Annotated in this window: 15 protein-coding genes and 1 pseudogene; 15 read left to right on the forward strand and 1 reads right to left on the reverse strand. The window is 78.0% G+C overall.

Annotated features, from left to right (window positions below):
* Positions 1 to 33 precede the first annotated feature (33 nt).
* The 7 genes and pseudogenes from BMZ16_RS04385 to BMZ16_RS20025 all read left to right on the forward strand — a co-directional run.
* Positions 34 to 738 carry a CpaE-like family protein gene (locus tag BMZ16_RS04385; protein WP_255366350.1) on the forward strand — a complete coding sequence of 235 codons (705 nt, stop codon included), beginning with the start codon at positions 34 to 36 and terminating at the stop codon, positions 736 to 738.
* A gap of 2 nt (positions 739 to 740) precedes the next feature.
* A complete protein-coding gene (locus BMZ16_RS04390) occupies positions 741 to 1,976 on the forward strand; it encodes a TadA family conjugal transfer-associated ATPase (RefSeq protein ID WP_369822489.1) in 1,236 nt (411 codons plus the stop codon).
* Positions 1,977 to 2,118: 142 nt separating this feature from the next.
* Complete coding sequence (locus BMZ16_RS04395; protein ID WP_304441037.1) at positions 2,119 to 2,754, forward strand: type II secretion system F family protein; 636 nt, start codon at positions 2,119 to 2,121, stop codon at positions 2,752 to 2,754.
* Positions 2,751 to 3,377 carry a type II secretion system F family protein gene (locus BMZ16_RS18885; RefSeq protein ID WP_255366353.1) on the forward strand — a complete coding sequence of 209 codons (627 nt, stop codon included), beginning with the start codon at positions 2,751 to 2,753 and terminating at the stop codon, positions 3,375 to 3,377. Before BMZ16_RS04395 ends, BMZ16_RS18885 begins: the two co-directional genes overlap by 4 nt.
* A 264-nt stretch (positions 3,378 to 3,641) precedes the next feature.
* Positions 3,642 to 3,851, forward strand: a complete 210-nt coding sequence (locus BMZ16_RS04400; RefSeq protein ID WP_255366354.1) for a DUF4244 domain-containing protein — start codon at positions 3,642 to 3,644, stop codon at positions 3,849 to 3,851.
* A complete protein-coding gene (locus BMZ16_RS04405) occupies positions 3,848 to 4,228 on the forward strand; it encodes a TadE family type IV pilus minor pilin (RefSeq protein WP_255366355.1) in 381 nt (126 codons plus the stop codon). The genes BMZ16_RS04400 and BMZ16_RS04405 overlap by 4 nt, the downstream gene beginning before the upstream one ends.
* Positions 4,225 to 4,554 (forward strand): annotated as a pseudogene (locus BMZ16_RS20025) (Rv3654c family TadE-like protein); the annotation flags it as partial. The gene BMZ16_RS04405 and the pseudogene BMZ16_RS20025, both read left to right, overlap by 4 nt.
* 42 nt (positions 4,555 to 4,596) lie before the next feature.
* On the opposite strand, the gene BMZ16_RS04415 reads toward BMZ16_RS20025, so the two are convergent.
* Entirely contained in the window at positions 4,597 to 7,182 is a 2,586-nt protein-coding gene (locus BMZ16_RS04415) for a DEAD/DEAH box helicase (RefSeq protein ID WP_089798319.1), read from the reverse strand.
* A 161-nt stretch (positions 7,183 to 7,343) separates the two neighbouring features.
* On the opposite strand from BMZ16_RS04415, the gene BMZ16_RS04420 reads away from it, so the two are divergent.
* The 8 genes from BMZ16_RS04420 (at position 7,344) to BMZ16_RS04455 (ending at position 16,449) form a co-directional block, all read left to right on the forward strand.
* Positions 7,344 to 8,165 carry a LamB/YcsF family protein gene (locus BMZ16_RS04420; protein WP_089798320.1) on the forward strand — a complete coding sequence of 274 codons (822 nt, stop codon included), beginning with the start codon at positions 7,344 to 7,346 and terminating at the stop codon, positions 8,163 to 8,165.
* A 20-nt stretch (positions 8,166 to 8,185) separates the two neighbouring features.
* The gene (locus tag BMZ16_RS04425; RefSeq protein WP_143082750.1) at positions 8,186 to 10,165 is read left to right on the forward strand and encodes a 5-oxoprolinase subunit B/C family protein; all 1,980 of its coding nucleotides are present in this window, start codon (positions 8,186 to 8,188) and stop codon (positions 10,163 to 10,165) included.
* Positions 10,166 to 10,269: 104 nt separating this feature from the next.
* Entirely contained in the window at positions 10,270 to 11,280 is a 1,011-nt protein-coding gene (fepB, locus tag BMZ16_RS04430) for a Fe2+-enterobactin ABC transporter substrate-binding protein (RefSeq protein ID WP_089798322.1), read from the forward strand.
* Positions 11,281 to 11,287: 7 nt separating this feature from the next.
* Positions 11,288 to 12,337, forward strand: a complete 1,050-nt coding sequence (locus BMZ16_RS04435) for a FecCD family ABC transporter permease (RefSeq protein ID WP_089798323.1) — start codon at positions 11,288 to 11,290, stop codon at positions 12,335 to 12,337.
* Positions 12,334 to 13,401: a FecCD family ABC transporter permease gene (locus BMZ16_RS04440; RefSeq protein ID WP_255366356.1), complete on the forward strand. Its 1,068-nt coding sequence runs from the start codon at positions 12,334 to 12,336 to the stop codon at positions 13,399 to 13,401. The genes BMZ16_RS04435 and BMZ16_RS04440 overlap by 4 nt, the downstream gene beginning before the upstream one ends.
* A gap of 26 nt (positions 13,402 to 13,427) precedes the next feature.
* Complete coding sequence (locus BMZ16_RS04445) at positions 13,428 to 14,273, forward strand: ABC transporter ATP-binding protein (RefSeq protein ID WP_089798324.1); 846 nt, start codon at positions 13,428 to 13,430, stop codon at positions 14,271 to 14,273.
* Positions 14,270 to 15,127, forward strand: coding sequence for a siderophore-interacting protein (locus BMZ16_RS04450; RefSeq protein WP_089798325.1), 858 nt, complete (start codon positions 14,270 to 14,272; stop codon positions 15,125 to 15,127). The genes BMZ16_RS04445 and BMZ16_RS04450 overlap by 4 nt, the downstream gene beginning before the upstream one ends.
* Positions 15,109 to 16,449: an enterochelin esterase domain-containing protein gene (locus BMZ16_RS04455; protein WP_143082751.1), complete on the forward strand. Its 1,341-nt coding sequence runs from the start codon at positions 15,109 to 15,111 to the stop codon at positions 16,447 to 16,449. Before BMZ16_RS04450 ends, BMZ16_RS04455 begins: the two co-directional genes overlap by 19 nt.
* The last annotated feature ends 80 nt before the right edge of the window (positions 16,450 to 16,529 follow it).

The raw sequence follows: 16,529 nt of genomic DNA on the forward strand, positions 1-16,529 counted from the left end.
CCGGACCTGGGACCGGCACCGGACGGAGGCACGGTGGAACGGGTACGCACGGCGACGGTGGTGGGGGTGGTCGGCGCGGCCGGCGGGGTCGGGGCGTCGACGCACGCGGCGCTGCTCGCGCGGCGGCTGTCGCGCAGCACGTCGACCGTGCTCGTCGACCTCGACCGGGGCGGGGGCGGTCTGGACGTGGTGGTCGGCGTCGAGGACGTCGACGGTGCGCGGTGGCCGGACCTGCGGGGCGCGGGCGGGGACGTGCGCGGCGCCGACGTCGTCGCGCTGCTGCCGCGCTGGGGAGCGTGCGCCGTGCTGTCGGCCGACCGGACGCGCCCGGCACCCGTCGACGCGGGCGTGCGGCTCGACGTCCTGCACGCGCTCGCCTGCGAGGTCGGCGCGCTCGTGCTCGACCTCGACCGCGCGGACGTCGTGGACGGGGACGCGCCGCTGGCCGCGTGCGACGCCGTGGTGGTGGTCGCGCGTCCCGACCTGCGCAGCGTCGCGGGCAGCCTCGCGCTGCGCCCGCGGCTCCACGCGGCGGGGACCCGGTGCGGGCTCGTCGTCCAGGGGCCGGCGGGCCTCGGTGCCGCGGACCTGGCCGAGGCGAGCGGGCTGGAGGTCTGGCACGTCGGACCCGCGGACCGTGCGCTCGCGGCGCGGGCCGAGCGTGTCGGGCCCGGTGGTCGCGGCCGCGCCGCGCGGACCGCGGACCGCGTGGTCCGTCGGCTCGGGCTCACCGCGTGAGCGTGGTACCGAGCGGGCACCGGGTCGGCACCACGACCGCCCGGAGCAGCGCACCCGCACGGCGCGCCGCGCCCGCCGCCGTCGTGGACCGGGTCCGCGCCGACCTGCGGGTGCGTCCGGCGGGAGCCGCCGACCTCGCGGTGCTGGTGGACGAGGCGCTGCGGGCCCACGGCACGCTCCTGGGACCGGTACCGCTGGCGGAGACGGTCCGTGCCGTCGCGGACGAGCTGGTCGGTGCCGGTCCGCTGCAGCCCTGGCTCGACGACCCGCTCGTCACCGACGTGCTGGTCAACGCACCCCAGGACGTGTGGGTGGAGCGTGCCGGGGCGCTGGTGCGTGCCCCGGTCGACCTCGGCACGCCCGCGGAGGTCCGCGCACTGGCCGTGCGGCTCGCAGCCGCCGCGGGCCGCCGGCTCGACGACGCGGCGCCGACCGTCGACGCCCGGCTGCCCGACGGCACCCGGCTGCACGCGGTGCTGCCACCGCTGGCCGAGGCGTGCACGGTGCTGAGCCTGCGGGTCGTGCGGGGGCGCGCCTTCACGCTCCCGGACCTGGTGGCGGCGCGGGCCGTCGTCCCGGCGCTCGTACCGCTGCTCGAAGGGCTGGTGCGCTCCCGCAGCAACGTGCTCGTGTCCGGCGCCACCGGCGCGGGCAAGACGACGCTGCTCGCCGCGCTGCTGTCCCTGGTGCCGCACGACCAGCGCATCGTGCTGGTGGAGGAGGCGGGTGAGCTGGTCGCCGACCACCCGCACGTCGTGCGCCTCACGAGCCGGCCGGCGAACGTCGACGGTGCCGGCGGCGTGGGCCTCGCGGACCTCGTGCGGCAGGCGCTGCGCATGCGGCCGGACCGCATCGTGCTGGGTGAGTGCCGCGGCGCGGAGGTGCGGGAGGTCCTCGCCGCGCTCAACACCGGCCACGAGGGAGGCTGCGCCACGCTGCACGCCAACACCGCGGCCGACGTCCCCGCGCGGCTCGAGGCGCTGGCGGCGCTCGCGGGTCTCGACCGTGCGGCCGTGGCCGCGCAGGCCGCCAGCGCGGTCGACGCGGTGCTCCACGTGCGACGCGTCCGGCGCGGGGCGGACGCCGGGCGCCGGTACCTCGCGGAGGTGGCGGTGGTCGACCGCGGCACGGACGGCGGGCTGCGCGTCACACCGGCCGTCGTGGTGGGGGAGGACGGGGCGACCCGGACGGGTCCGGGCGCGCAGCGCCTGGCCGAGCGGATCGGCCCCGAGCCGTGAGGGCGTGCCGCGGTGCGGCGACCTCCACCGCGCCGGGTGCGGCGCGACCACCCCGCCGCGCGCCCGTGCGGCACACCCGTGGTGTCGTCCGCGTCGGTGCCGGCCCGTGAGCGCCCTCGCCGGTGCGCTCGTCGCGCTCGCGGTGCTCGTCGCGGCAGGCCCGCCAGCGCGCCGACCGCCCGCGGCACACGGAGGTCGTGCGCACGGTCCACGGTGCCGGCTGCCGGGACGACCGCCGGGCGAGCGGCGGCCGTGGCCCCGGCGCGGACGTCCGTCCGGACCCGAGCCCGACCTGGCCGGGCTGCTGCACGCCGTGGCGGCTCAGCTCCGGGCCGGGGCACCGCCCGGTGCCGCCTGGGCGCACGCGCTGGGCAGCGCGGTCGACGGGCAGGTGCCCGACGTCGACGTGCTGACCGCCTGGACCGGTGCGCGCGGGCAGCGATCGCGGGCCCACGCCGTCGTCGCGGGGGCCCGCGTCGCGTCCGAGACCGGCGCGCCGCTGGCCGAGGTGCTCGCGGACCTCGCCGACGCGGTGGCCGCCGACGCGGAGCTCGCCGGCGACCTGGAGGCAGCGCTGGCCGGCCCGCGCGCCACTGCCCGGGTGCTCACCCTGCTCCCGGTGGTCGGCCTGGTGGTCGGCACGGCCATGGGGGCGCAGCCGTGGCGGGTCCTGCTGGACGGCGGGACGGGCAGCGCGCTGGCCGTGACCGGCGTGCTGCTGGTCGTCGCCGGGCGCGCCTGGGTCGCCGCCCTCGTACGTCGGGCAGGTGGGCCGTGAGCCCGGCGGTGGTCGGGCTGGTCGTCGCAGCCGCCGTGCTGCTGGCGGTGTCGCCCTGGGTCGTCGCGCGTGCGCCGCGACGGGTCGCGGGCGGCGCGGCCGCGCGGGGCCGTGGTGCCCCGCGGCGGTCGGTCGGTCGGCGGTTCCACCTCGCAGGTCGCGGGCACCGCGGCCGCGGCGACCCGGATGTCCTCGACCCCGCGTTCGTCCTCGACCTGTGCGCCGCCGCCGTGCGGGGCGGGGCGGCGGTGCCGACCGCGCTCGTCGCGACGGGACGGCACCTGCCGGGCCCCGAGGGGCGAGCGCTCGTGCACGTGGGGACAGCCCTGGGCCTCGGTGCCTCCTGGCAGTCCGCGTGGGCGGGCGTGCCCCCGTCCGTCGCGGCCCTCGGCCGCGCGCTCGACGCGGGGCGGGGCGCGGGCGCGTCGCCCGGACCGCAGCTGCGGGCCGCCGCCGCGCGCCTGCGACGTGAGCGCCGCGCGGGTGTGCGCGCCGCCGCCGGTGCGCTGGGCGTGCGCCTCACCCTGCCGCTGGGGCTGTGCTTCCTGCCGGCGTTCGTCCTGCTCGGGCTCGTCCCGGTGGTCGTCGGCCTGGCCGGCGACCTGCTCGGTGGTGGTCGGTGACCGCCGGCCGGGTGGGCGCCGGGTGGGTCAACACACGGTGCTCACCCACCCACAGCCGCCCGTGGCGGCCGGTCGTCCACCGGTGCAGCACGTCGGCGCCCGCGGCGAGGTGCCGTGCGAGCACGCTCGCCGCAGGAGCCGACCGGCTCCCGGCCCGCGTCGCGGGCCCGGTCCAGGGCGAAGGAGCAGCGGGGCATGGGACGGACGACGAGGCAGGCGCCCGGTCACCCGGGCAGGTCACGGTCGGCGCGGGCGCGGACCGCGGTGGGTCGCAGCCGCACGGTGGTGGCATCGACCGCCGCGCGGCTGCGGGCCGTGCACGCCCGGGCGGGCGACGCGGGCATGGCGACCGCCGAGTACGCGATCGCGACGCTGGCGGCGGTCGGGTTCGCGGGGGTGCTGGTGGTCGTGCTCAAGGGGAACGAGGTGAAGAGCCTGCTCACGGGGATCGTGCGGCAGGCGCTCGGCGGATGACGCGGCGGCGCCGCGGTGCCGCCCCGGCCGCCGGTGCCGGGGTCGTCGGCGGTGACCGCGGCGCCGTCACCGCCGAGCTGGCCGTGGGCCTGGTCGCCGTGGCGGTGGTCCTGCTCGCCGTCCTCGCCACGGGCGCGGCGACGATCACGCGGATGGCCTGCGTGGACGCGGCCCGCACCGGTGCGCGCGTCGCGGCCCTCGGTGAGTCCGACGCGGAGGTGGGCGCCGCAGCACACCGTGTCCTCGGTGCCCGTGCGGGGCAGGTGGACCTGCGGCGGGAGGACGGGTGGGTGACGGTCGACGTCAGCGTCCCGTTCACCGGGTGGTCGGGCGGCCTGCAGGCGCGCGCCAGCGCGACGGCACGGGTGGAGCCGTGAGCGCCCGACCCGCCCTCGCCCGCGACGCCGGCTCCGGGTCGGTGCTCCTGCTCGCGGTGGTCGCCGTCGCGGTGGCCCTGGCCTCGGGTGCCGGGCTCGTGGGCTCGGCGCACGTCGCGGCCGCCCGGGCGGCGACCGGGGCCGACCTGGCGGCGCTGGCCGGCGCGCAGCTGCTCGCGGACGGCGGGACCGGTGCGTGCGACCGGGCGGCGGAGGCGGCCGGCAGGAACGGGGCGAGCGTGGCCGCGTGCACGGTCGGACCGCACGGCACGGTCACGGTCGAGGTGCTGGTCCCGGCCCTGCTCGGGTCCGCGCACCAGGTCGCCCGGGCCGGGCCGCGCGCGGCAGCAGGGGCGGGGCGTCGCGGGTCAGGCCGGCGCGCTCGTGGCGTGGGACAGCACGGTGGTGAGCAGGCGGAGGGCTGCTGCCTTGTCCAGCGGCTCGTTGGCGTTGCCGCACTTGGGCGACTGCACGCACGCCGGGCAGCCGGTCGCGCACGGGCAGGCGGCGATCGCGTCGCGCGTCGCGGCCAACCACACCGGCCCGAGCCCGAACCCCCGCTCGGCGAAGCCCGCCCCACCGGGGTGCCCGTCGTGCACGAACACCGTGGCGTGGCCGGTGTCGGGGTGCACCACCGTCGACAGCCCGCCCAGGTCCCAGCGGTCGCACGTCGCGAGCAGGGGCAGCAGCCCGATCGACGCGTGCTCGGCGGCGTGCAGCGCGCCCGGCGCGGTCTCCAGTGTCACCCCGGCGGACGCCAGGACCTCCGGCGGGGCGGTCCACCACACCGCGGTGGTCCGCAGCGTCCGCGCCGGCAGGTCGAGCTCGTGCGTGGACAGCACCTGCAGGTCCGGGATCCGTCGTCGTTGGTAGCCCACCACCTGCGTGGTGACGTCGACCTGCCCGTAGCACCACGTGACCGGACCCCAGGCGACCTCGCGCTCGACGTCGACGACCGCCGTCGAGGTGATCCACCGGGCCCATGTGCCGTGGTCGACGTCCCGCCGGGTCGCCAGTGCCACGCCGTCGTCGATGTCCAGCTCGTCCACCACGTAGGTCGCCCCGAGGTGCACGTACACCGCGCCCGGGTGGACGGTGGCGTCGGCCGAGGCCGCGTCGACCGTGCCCAGCAGGCGTCCCGTCGCCGTCTCGACCACGCGCACCGGCTGACCGCCCGCGCCCCGCAGGTCCGTCATGCGGCTGGCGGGCTCGGCGTGGGTCCAGTACCACCCCGAGACGCGTCGACGCAGGATGCCGCGCTCGGTGAGCTCCGTGAGCAGCCCGAGCGCGCGGTCACCGAAGAGCTCCAGCTCCTCCGCGCGCAGCGGACGCTCCGCCGCGGCTGCGCACAGGTGCGGCGCGAGGACGTAGGGGTTGCCGGGGTCGAACACCGTGGCCTCGACCGGGGCGTCGAGCGCCGCCTCCGGGTGGTGCACGAGGTACGTGTCGAGCGGGTCCTCGCGGGCGACCAGGACGACGAGCCCGTCGGCGCCGGCGCGGCCCGCGCGGCCCGCCTGCTGCCACAACGACACCCGCGTGCCCGGCCAGCCGGCGATCAGCACGGCGTCGAGGCCGGAGATGTCGACACCGAGCTCGAGGGCGTTGGTGGTCGCCAGCGCCCGGAGATGACCCGCCCGGATGGCCCGCTCGAGGGCGCGGCGCTCCTCCGGCAGGTAACCACCGCGGTACGACGACACCAGCGACGGCAGCGTCGGGTCGACCGCGCCCAGGTGGTCGCGGGTCGCGGCAGCCACGGACTCCGCACCGCGCCGCGACCGCGTGAACGCCAGCACCCGGGCACCCGCTGCGACGAGGTCGGCGAGCAGGTCCGCCACCTCGGCGGTGGCCGTCCGCCGCGGGTTGTCCCGCGGCAGCGCGACGAGGTCCTCACCGGTGCCCAACGGCCCCGTGCCCTCGGCCACCTCGGGCACGACAGGTTGCGCGGTGAGGTCCGGCGGGGTCGCGCCGCCGGACGTCAGGACGTCGGGCGTGGTGTCGTCGTCCCCGGGGTCGGCCGCGTGCAGGTCGCGCCGCGGCACCGGGACGACCGTCGCCCAGGGGTCCTCGTCGGGCAGCAGCGACGCCCACGGCCCGCCGCTGCCCGGGAGCTCCGGCGGCTGCCACAGCACGAACGTCTTGCGGCCCGCCGGCGACGTGTCGACCGTGACGGCGTGGACGTCCTGCGCGGCCACGCCCAGGAGCCGTGCGGCGCTCGCGGCGGGGTCGGACGTCGTCGCGGACGCCAGCACCATCACCGGTGCCGTGCCGTACGCCGCGGCGAGCCGACGCAGCCTCCGCAGCACGAGCGCGACGTGGGCGCCGAACACACCACGGAACGCGTGGCACTCGTCCACCACGACGAACGCGAGCGACGACATCAGGCGGGACCACTGTGCGTGCGCGGGGAGCAGCGCGAAGTGCAGGAAGTCGGGGTTGGTGAGGACGACGTCCGCGTGCTCGCGGACCCAGCGACGCTCGTCACGCGACGTGTCGCCGTCGCACGTCGCGACGCGCACGTCACGCGTCCCGGACGCGACGAGCAGCCGCTCCAGACCCGCGAGCTGGTCGGCCGCGAGCGCCTTGGTGGGGCTGAGGTAGAGCACGGTGGGGCGGCGACGGGCCGTCTCGATGCGCCCCGGGTCGAGGAGCGTCCCGGCGGCCCCGCGACGCACGGCCGACAGCGCCGGCAACCAGAAGGCGAGCGACTTGCCCGACCCGGTCGACGTCGCCAGGACCGTGTGACGGCCCGACCACGCCGCGTCCGCCGCGTCGACCTGGTGCTCCCAGGGTCGCTCGACGCCGAGGACGCGGTAGCCCCGCACCAGGTCGGGGTCGGCCCAGTCGGGCCAGTCGGCGCGGGCGCCCTCCCGGGCGGGCAGGTGCCGCACGTGGGTCGCCCTGTCCGCCCGCCGACCACCGGCGAGCAGCACGTCGAACAGCTCGCCCGGCCCCACCCCCCGATCCTCCCACCCCTGTCGCCCGCACCCGCTGCACCCCGCCCGGGAGCGTGCGACCCGCGCGCCGCGCCGCGCCCGCCCCTGTCGGTGACCGCCGGGCGGCGGGCCCGCCGGTGGGGCGGGGCGTCGTCGGAGGCGGGGTGGGGGAGGATCGCGGTGTGCGTGTCATCGACCTGAACGCGGACCTCGGCGAGGGGGACGGGCCCTGGCGTCTCGAGCCGTCGGCGGACGACGCGCTGCTCACCCTCGTCTCGAGCGCGAACGTCGCCGCGGGGTTCCACGGCGGTGACTCCGCGACGATGGCCGCGACTTGCGCGGCGGCGCTGGCGCGCGGCGTCGCCGTGGGGGCGCACCCGTCGTACGACGACCGCGAGGGGTTCGGCCGGCGCCGTCTGGACGTCCGGCCCGAGCTGCTGCGCGCCCAGGTCGCGCACCAGCTCGGCGCGCTCGCTGCGGTGGCCCGGTCGGTCGGTGCACGCGTGACGCACGTCAAGCCGCACGGTGCCCTCTACAACGCGGTGGTGCACGACGAGGCGCAGGCCCGCGCCGTCGTCGAGGCGGTGCTCGCGGTCGACCCCGCACTGGCCGTGCTGGGCCTGCCGGGCTCCCGCGTGCACGCGGTCGCGCGCGCCGCCGGGCTCCGCGTCGTCACCGAGGCCTTCGTCGACCGTGGGTACGCGCCCGACGGCACGCTGGTCCCGCGTGACCGGCCCGGTGCCCTGGTCACGGACCCTCAGGCCGCTGCCGCCCGCGCCGTGCAGATGGCGGTCCAGGGGACCGTCACGGCCGTCGACGGCACGGTCGTCCGCGTCGACGCGCTGTCGCTCTGCCTGCACTCCGACACCCCCGGAGCCGTGGCCATCGCGACGGCCGTGCGCGCCGCGCTGGACGCCGCGGGCGTCGAGGTCCGGCCGTTCCGTGCGGCGGGGGACGTGCCGCCGCCGGGCGGCGCGGCTCGCGGCGAGGGGCCAGCACGGTGAGCCGTGCCGCCGGGAGGGACGTGCCCGGGACGGAACCGCCCGGCACGGACGTGCCCGGCACGGAATCGCCCGGCACGGACCCGAGAGGCCGCAGCCCCCGGGTCCTCCCGTGCGGTGAGGACGCGGTCCTCGTCGAGCTCGCGGACCTCGACGCCGTGTCCGACCTCGCGGAGGTGCTCCGGACGGACCCGCCGCCCGGCGTGGTGGACGTCGTGCCCGCGGCGCGCACGGTCCTCGTGCGCGGGGACGTGCGGCGTCGCGCGGCGTGGCTGGCGGCCGTGACCCGCGCCGCGGCCGCCGGGCCGCCCGCTGATCGCCCCGGCGACGGATCCGCCGCGGTCGACGACCCGACCGGTCGGGTCGTCGACATCCCGGTCGTCTACGACGGGCCCGACCTGGTGCAGGTCGCACGCGAGACCGGTCTGTCCGTCGAGGAGGTGGTCGCGCGGCACCTCGCAGGCGGTCCCGGCGGGTACCGCGTCGCGTTCGGCGGGTTCGCCCCCGGGTTCGCGTACGTGGTGGGTGTCGACCCGCGGTTGCACGTCCCACGCCTCACGACGCCCCGCACCCGCGTGCCGGCGGGTGCCGTCGCCCTCGCGGGCGACTACACCGCGGTCTACCCGGCGGCGTCGCCCGGCGGCTGGCGGCTGCTGGGCACGACGTCCGTCGCGATGTTCGACGTCGGCCGCGGGCGGGACGCGGCGGCGTTGCTGAGGCCGGGCGACGTCGTGCGGTTCACGCCCTCCCCGGCCCTCCCACGCGCCGTCGCGGCGCCACGCGCCGCGCCACCGTCGGCCCCACCCCGCGCCCCGGACCGCACCGTCTCCCCGCCCTCACCGGTCGCCTCGCCCCCACCGGTCGCCTCGCCCCCACCGGTCGCCTCGCCCCCACCGGTCGCCTCGCCCTCACCGCTCTCCTCGCCCTCGCCCGTCGCCCCGTCCCCACCGGTCATCTCGTTCCGGGCCGCCGGCACGACCTCGTCCGTCATCTCGGTCCCGGCCGTCACCTCCGCCGCGGGCGCACCGGTGGTGACGGTGCTCGCCACCGGACCGCTGCTCCTGCTGCAGGACCTCGGTCGGCCGGGACTGGCGGCGGTCGGGGTGCCGCGCTCCGGCGCCGCCGACCCGGACGCGCTGCGGCGCGCGAACCGGCTCGTCGGCAACAGGCCGTCCGCGGCGGGGCTCGAGGTCGTGCTGGGTGGCCTGGTGCTGCGGTGCGCGGCGACCACGGCCCTCGCCCTGACCGGTGCGCCGGTGGCCGCCGACCTCGACGGGACGCCCGTGCCGCACGGTGCGGCGGTCCGCGCACCCGCGGGCGCCGTGCTGCGGCTCGGGTCACCGCCCGCGGGCCTGCGCACCTGGGTGGCGGTGCGTGGGGGCCTGGCCGTGCCCGCCGTGCTCGGGTCGCGCTCCGCGGACGTGCTGTCGGGGCTCGGGCCGGCGGCGGTGCGGCCGGGGGACGTGCTGCCGCTGGGGGACGACGTCGACGGTCTGCCGGAGCTGCCGCTGCCGGACGGTCCCGTCCCCGGCGTCGAGGTCCCCGGCGTCGAGGTCCCCGGTGTCGACGTCCCCGGTGTCGAGATCCCCGGTGCCGAGGTCCGGGCTGCCGAGGGGCCGGGTGTCGAGGTCCCCGGTCCCGTCCTGCTCCCGGCGTCGGACGGTCCCCGGCTGGACCACCTCGACGCACGCGGCCGCGCGGCCCTGTGGGGGACGGTCTGGGACGTGTCGCCCGCGAGCAACCGGGTCGCCGTCCGGCTGGCGGGTGCGCCGCTGACGCGCCGGGCGCTCGGGGAGCCGCCCTCCGAGGGGCTGGTCGCCGGGGCCGTCCAGGTGCCGCCCGACGGGCAGCCGGTGGTGTTCGGGGCGGACCACCCCGTGACGGGTGGCTACCCGGTGGTCGCGGTGCTGACGCGCGAGGGCCGGGCACGTGCGGCGCAGCTGCGCCCGGGGCAGCAGGTGCGCCTGACGAGAACGGGCGTCCCGCCGCAGCATCCCGCGTGACCAGGGACGACGTCGTCGACACGCGCGTCGAGCGTAGGTAAGGCTGTGCTAAGTTCTCGCCTGCTGCGGCTCGTCCGCCGTCGTCCCCCTCCCGAGGAGCACAGGTGAAGCACGTCCGTCCCCGCACCGTCCTGGCCGCGCTCGCGGTGACCGTCGCGCTCGCCCTGTCGGGCTGCAGCGCGTCGTCCTCGGCGGCACCGGCCGCCTCGGCCCCGGCGAGCGCCGGCGCCGAGGACGCGTCGTGGCCCCGCACGGTCACCCACGAGCAGGGCGAGCTCACGCTCGACGCCGCGCCGCAGCGGATCGTGTCGACGACGCCGTCGGTGACCGGCACGCTCCTGGCGATCGGTGCCCCCGTCGTGGCGAGCGCCGCGACCGCGCCGGGCACGGCCGTCGCGGACGAGGACGGGTTCTTCCGCCAGTGGGGCGACGTGGCGCGCGAGCGCGGCGTCGAGGTGCTCTACCCGAACCTCGAGCTCGACCTCGAGGCGATCATCAGCGCGGAGCCCGACCTGGTCGTCGTCTCCACGTCGGGCGCCGACTCCGTGCTCGACCAGTACGAGCAGATCGCGGAGCTGTTCCCGACGGTCGTCGTCAACTACTCGGACAAGTCGTGGCAGGACCTGGCCACCGACCTCGGGGAGATCACCGGTCACGAGGACGGCGCCGCCGACGCGATCGCCGACTTCGACGCGTACGTCGCCGAGGCCGCCGACTCCCTGACCGTGCCGGACGGTCCGGTGTCCGTTGTCTCCTACAACGGCCCCACCGACGACTCGGCGGTCGCCAAGGAGACGTCCCCCTGGGCGGGCATCCTGGGTGACCTGGGCCTCGAGGTCGTCGGCGCCCCCGACGCGCTCGACACCTCCGACCAGGTGCGCCAGGACGTCGCGTGGGTCTCCTTCGAGAACCTCACCGCGGCGATCACCGGGACGCAGGTGTGGCTGCTGTCGGGCACCCCCGACGACGTCGCCGAGCTCACCGCGGAGCCGACCCTGCAGAACCTGGAGGCGGTGACCACCGGCCAGGTGTTCGACCTGGGTCCGACCTCGTTCCGCCTCGACTACTACAGCGCGACCGCGCTGGTGGACACCGTCGTCGGGCACCTGGGCTGACCGACCCGTGCCCGTCGCGTCCGCCGCGCCGCAGCGCACCAGCCCGGCGCCGACCACCGGTCGGCGCCGGGCCGCGCTGGTGCTCACCGGTGCCCTGCTGCTGCTGCTGCTCACCGCGGCGAGCCTGGCGCTGGGGTCGCGCACCGTCCCCCTGCACGAGACGTGGGCGGCGTTCACGGCGTACGACGCGACCAACGACCTGCACCTGGTCGTGCGGGAGCTGCGGGTGCCACGCACCGCGCTGGTGCTGCTGGTCGGTGTGGCCCTGGGGCTGTCGGGTGCCGTCCTGCAGGCCGTCACGCGCAACCCGCTGGCCGAGCCCGGGCTGCTGGGGGTGAGCGGCGGCGCCGCGGCCGCGATCGTCGTGGGCATCGCCTTCTTCGGTGCCACGACGGTCGCGGGCTACGTCTGGTTCGGGTTCGCCGGCGCCGGCGCCGCGGCGGTCGCCGTGTTCCTGCTGGGCCGGGCGCACGACGCCGGCACCAACCCGGTGCGCCTGGTGCTGGCCGGCGCCGCGCTGTCGATCGTGCTGGCCGCGCTGACCCACCTGGTCGTGCTGAACACCGGCGACCGGGTGCTGCAGGCCCTGCGGCAGTGGATGACCGGGTCGTTCCAGGGCCGCGGGGCCGAGGTGGTGCCCGTGGTCGCCGGGGCTGTGCTCGTCGGTGCGCTCGTGTGCGTCGCGGTCGCGCCCGGCCTCAACGCGATGAGTCTGGGCCAGGACCTCGCGACGGCGCTCGGGCTGGACCTGCGCCGCACCGTCGTGCTCGCCACGGTCGCGGTGCTGGTGCTCGCCGGGGCGGCGACGGCAGCGGCCGGCCCGGTCGCGTTCCTCGGCCTGGCGGCGCCCCACGCGGCGCGCCTCGTCGTGGGCCCCGACCAGCGACGCGTGCTGCCGGCGTCCGCCATGGCGGCGACGGTCCTGCTGCTGGTGGCCGACGTCGCCGGGCGGCTGGTGGACCACCCGCAGGAGGTCGGGGCCGGGGTCATGGCCGCACTCGTGGGCGGGCCGGTGTTCGTCGCGCTGGCGCGCCGACGCAGGTTCGTGCGCCTGTGACGACCACGCCCGCCCCCGCCGGCACGGCCACCGCTGCCGCGCCCTCGGTCACCCTGCGCCGCGGGGCCCTGTCCTGGCGCCTGCACCCGCGCACCGTGACCGTCTGCGTGCTGCTCGGCGTGCTGCTGCTGGGCGTCGCGGTCCTGGCCCTGGGCACCGGCTCGCTCGCGCTGTCCCCGGCGCGCGTCGTGGACGTCCTGCTGGGGCGCGGCGACACGACGGCGAGCACGGTCGTCACCCGCATCCGTGCGCCGCGCGTGCTGACCGGGATCCTGGTCGGCGCCTGCCTGGGCGTCGCCGGTGCGGTGCTGCAGTCGCTGTCGCGCAACCCGCTGGGCTCCCCGGACGTCATCGGGTTCACCGCGGGCGCCGCGACCGGGGCGGTCGTGCAGATCGTCCTGGTGGGCGCGGGGCCGGGGGCGACGGCGGCGGCCGCGGTCGGCGCGGGCGTGCTCACCGCGCTCGTCGTGTACGGGCTGTCGGTCCGCCGCCGCGTGAGCGGGTCGTCGCGCATCGTCCTGGTGGGCATCGGGGTCGGCGCCGTCCTCGAGGCGGTGACCAGCCTGGTGATGTCCCGCGGCGACATCGACGACGTGACCGGTGCGCAGGTCTGGCTCGCCGGCTCGGTGAACGGGCGGACGTGGGACCACGTCACCACCGTGGCCGTCGCCCTCGTGGTCGTGCTGCCCGTGGTGCTGGCGCACGCCCGGCACCTCGACCTCCTGGCGATGGGCGACGACACCGCCCAGCAGCTCGGTGCGCGGGTCGAGCGCACCCGCCTGGTGCTGGTGCTGGCGTCGGTGACGCTCGCCGCGGCCGCGACCGCGGCGGCCGGCCCCATCGCGTTCGTCGCGCTGGGGGCACCGCAGCTGGTGCTGCGCCTGACGCGTTCCACGCGGGTGCCCGTGCTGTCAGCGGGCCTCCTGGGGGCCCTGCTGCTCGTGACCACCGACCTGGTGACCCAGCGACTGCCGTTCGCGGCCGCCGTGCCGATCGGGCTGATGACCGGCCTGCTCGGAGGCGTCTACCTGCTGTGGCTGCTGACCCGGTCCGGGAGGATCTGACCCGTGCCGCCCGACGAGAGGACCCCATGACCACGCTCGCGGCCCGCGGCGTGACGCTCGGCTACGACGGCCGGACCGTCTCGACCGACCTCGACGTCGAGATCCCGGACGGCTCGTTCACGGCGATCATCGGCCCCAACGCCTGCGGCAAGTCCACGCTGCTGCGCGCCCTGTCGCGCCTGCTCACGCCCACGGCCGGCCGGGTCGTGCTCGACGGCCGGGAGATCCGTGAGTACTCGACGCGGGACGTCGCGCGCCGCCTGGGCCTGCTGCCGCAGTCGTCGCTGGCCCCCGACGGCATCACGGTCGCCGACCTCGTGGGGCGCGGGCGGTTCCCGCACCAGTCCTTCCTGCGGCAGTGGTCGCCCGACGACGAGCGGGCCGTGCGCGAGGCGATGGCCGCCACCGGCGTCGCCGAGCTCGCGGACGCGCCGGTCGACGAGCTCTCGGGCGGTCAGCGGCAGCGGGTCTGGCTGGCGCTGGTGCTCGCGCAGCAGACGCCGCTGCTGCTGCTGGACGAGCCGACGACGTTCCTCGACGTGGCGCACCAGATGGAGGTCCTCGGCCTGTGCCGGCGCCTGCACGCGACCGGGCGCTACACGATCGTCGCGGTGCTGCACGACCTGACGATGGCGTTCCGCTACGCCGACCACGTCATCGCCATGAAGGACGGGCGCGTGGTCGCCTCCGGGCCGGTCGAGGAGGTCGCGACCGCCGAGCTCGTCGGTGAGGTCTACGACATCCGCTGCCTGTGCCTGCCCGACCCGGTCACGGGCCGACCCGTCGTCGTCCCGGTCGACCCGGACCATGAGCTCCCCGCCGGCGCACCCGCCGGCGCACCACCCACCCGCCTCCCCGGACGGACCGCATGACCCACGACGACCGTTCCCACCTGCCCGTCGCCGCGCGTGTCGTGGCCGTCACGGACCTCACGCCGCGCATGCGCCGCGTCACCTTCGCGGGGCCGGAGGTGGAGGCCTACCTGTCGGGCCGGTCGGTGCCCAACGTCAAGCTGTACTTCCCCCGGCCGGACGGTCGGCTGGACCTGCCCGAGCGGGCGGGCCACCGGTACACCTGGCAGCCGGGGCAGCGCGAGCGGGTGCGCACCTACACGGTGCGCCGCGTGCACCCCGACGGGTCCGCGATCGACGTGGACCTGGTCCGCCACGGGGACGCGGGCCTGGCGTCCGCGTGGGTGGAGCGCGCGCGGGTCGGTGACCGGCTGGGGCTGCTGGGCGGCGGCGGCCTGGTGCCGGGGCTCTGCGACTGGCTGCTGCTGGTGGCGGACGAGACGGGGCTGCCGGCTGCTGCGGCCATCCTCGAGGCGCTGCCCGCCACGACGCGTGGCGTGGCGCTGCTCGAGGTCGCGGACGCGGCCGAGGAGCAGGTGCTCGCGGGGCCGGCGGGTGTGCAGGTGCGGTGGCTGCACCGCGACGGCGCGCCGCCGGGCACGACGACGCTGCTGCAGGACGCGATGGCCGGTGTCGAGATCCCGGGCGGCGGCGGGGCCAGGGTGTGGGTGTCCGCGGAGTCGCAGGTGGTCCGGTTCGCACGCCGGCACCTGCGCGCCCTGGGCTTCGACCGGCGCCGCCAGCTCGTCATCGGGTACTGGCACCGTGGGCTGAGCGAGGTCGCGTACGCGGTGGAGTCGGACCACGACCGGGCGGACGGCGAGCTCGAGGTCGAGGCCGCGCCGGCCCTGACGCCGTGCCCCGGGACGCCGTGACCCGCCTCGCGGTGCGTCCGGCGCCGCGCGTGCACGAGGCCGCCGGGCGGCGGTTCGACGAGCGGCACCCGGTCGCCCCGCCCGGGGTGCCGGTGCCGCGCGTGGTGGGACCGGTCGAGCGTGCGTGGGCCGGTGCCGACCACGACGGGCGCCGGGACCTGCTGGCGCGGCTGCGCGCCGCGGGCTCGCCGGTCGTCGTCGACGAGGGTGGCACGTGCACGCTGACGTGGTGGTACGAGGACGCCGACGCCCGGGCCGTGGTGCTGGCGGTCAACGGGCTGCTCGACCACCGGGACGTCGGGGCGAGCGAGCTGGTGCGCCTGGCGGGCAGCGACGTCTGGACGATCACCTACCGCCTGCCGGGCGACTGGCGCGGGTCGTACGTGCTGACGACGCACCGCGGCGGCGGCCCTGCGCCGTGGCGCACCGCGGACGACCGGCGCACGGTGCGGCTGGCCGCGATGGCCGGCGGGCCCGACCCCGCCAACCCCCGGGTCATGGGGACCATGCACGACGCGGCGGTGTCCGTGGCGCAGGGCACCGCGGCGCCGCCGCACCGCTGGTGGGTGCCGGGGCGCCCGAGCCCGCCGGCCGAGCTGGTCCTGCCGGCGACGGCGCACCGGCGGGCCCGGCGCGTCTGGCTGCACACCACGCCGGGCCTGCCCGACGACCGGGAGGCGCCGCTGCTGGTCGTCCACGACGGCCAGGTGTGGGCGCGGTCCGTGCCGCTGGCCGCGTCGCTCGACGCCGCGGTCGCGGACGGTGCCCTGCCGCCGCTGCGGGCGGTGCTCGTCGACTCCGGCACGGTGGCCACGCGCTGGGAGGAGCTGGGGGTGCCGGGCGGCACGACGCGGTTCGTCCTCGACGACCTGCTGCCGGTGCTGGCCGGACGGTGGGCGCTGCCGGCCGACCCGACGCGCGTCGTGGCGACCGGCGCGAGCTTCGGCGGGCTGGGCGCGCTGTGGCTGGTGGCCCTGGGTGGCGACCGGGTGGGTGCGGCGCTGGCGCAGTCCCCGTCGTTGTGGCGGTTCGACCTGCGCGACGTGCTGCGTGCCGCTCCCCGGCACGTGCGCGTGGCCCTGCAGGCCGGGGTCCACGAGCCGGAGGTGCTGCGCGGCTCGCGCGAGCTGGCGGCCGCGCTCGTGGCGGACGGCCGGTCGCCGCACGTCGTCGAGGTCACGGGCGGGCACGACTGGGCGTGGTGGTGGCCGGGGATGCTCGACGGGCTCACGCAGCTGCTGCCGCCGGACCCGTGCGCCGCACCCGCCGGTGCGACGCGCGTCGCCGGAATCACCCCGCCGACGGGACCTACGTCCCGCTGAGCGGCCCTCCGCGACGGTCCGGCACCGCACATGTGGGCGTGTCGCGCGTGTTGGACCACAACATGTTGTGTCGATCGGCG

The sequence above is a fragment of the Cellulomonas sp. KH9 genome, assembly GCF_900114185.1.
GTDB lineage: Bacteria > Actinomycetota > Actinomycetes > Actinomycetales > Cellulomonadaceae > Cellulomonas.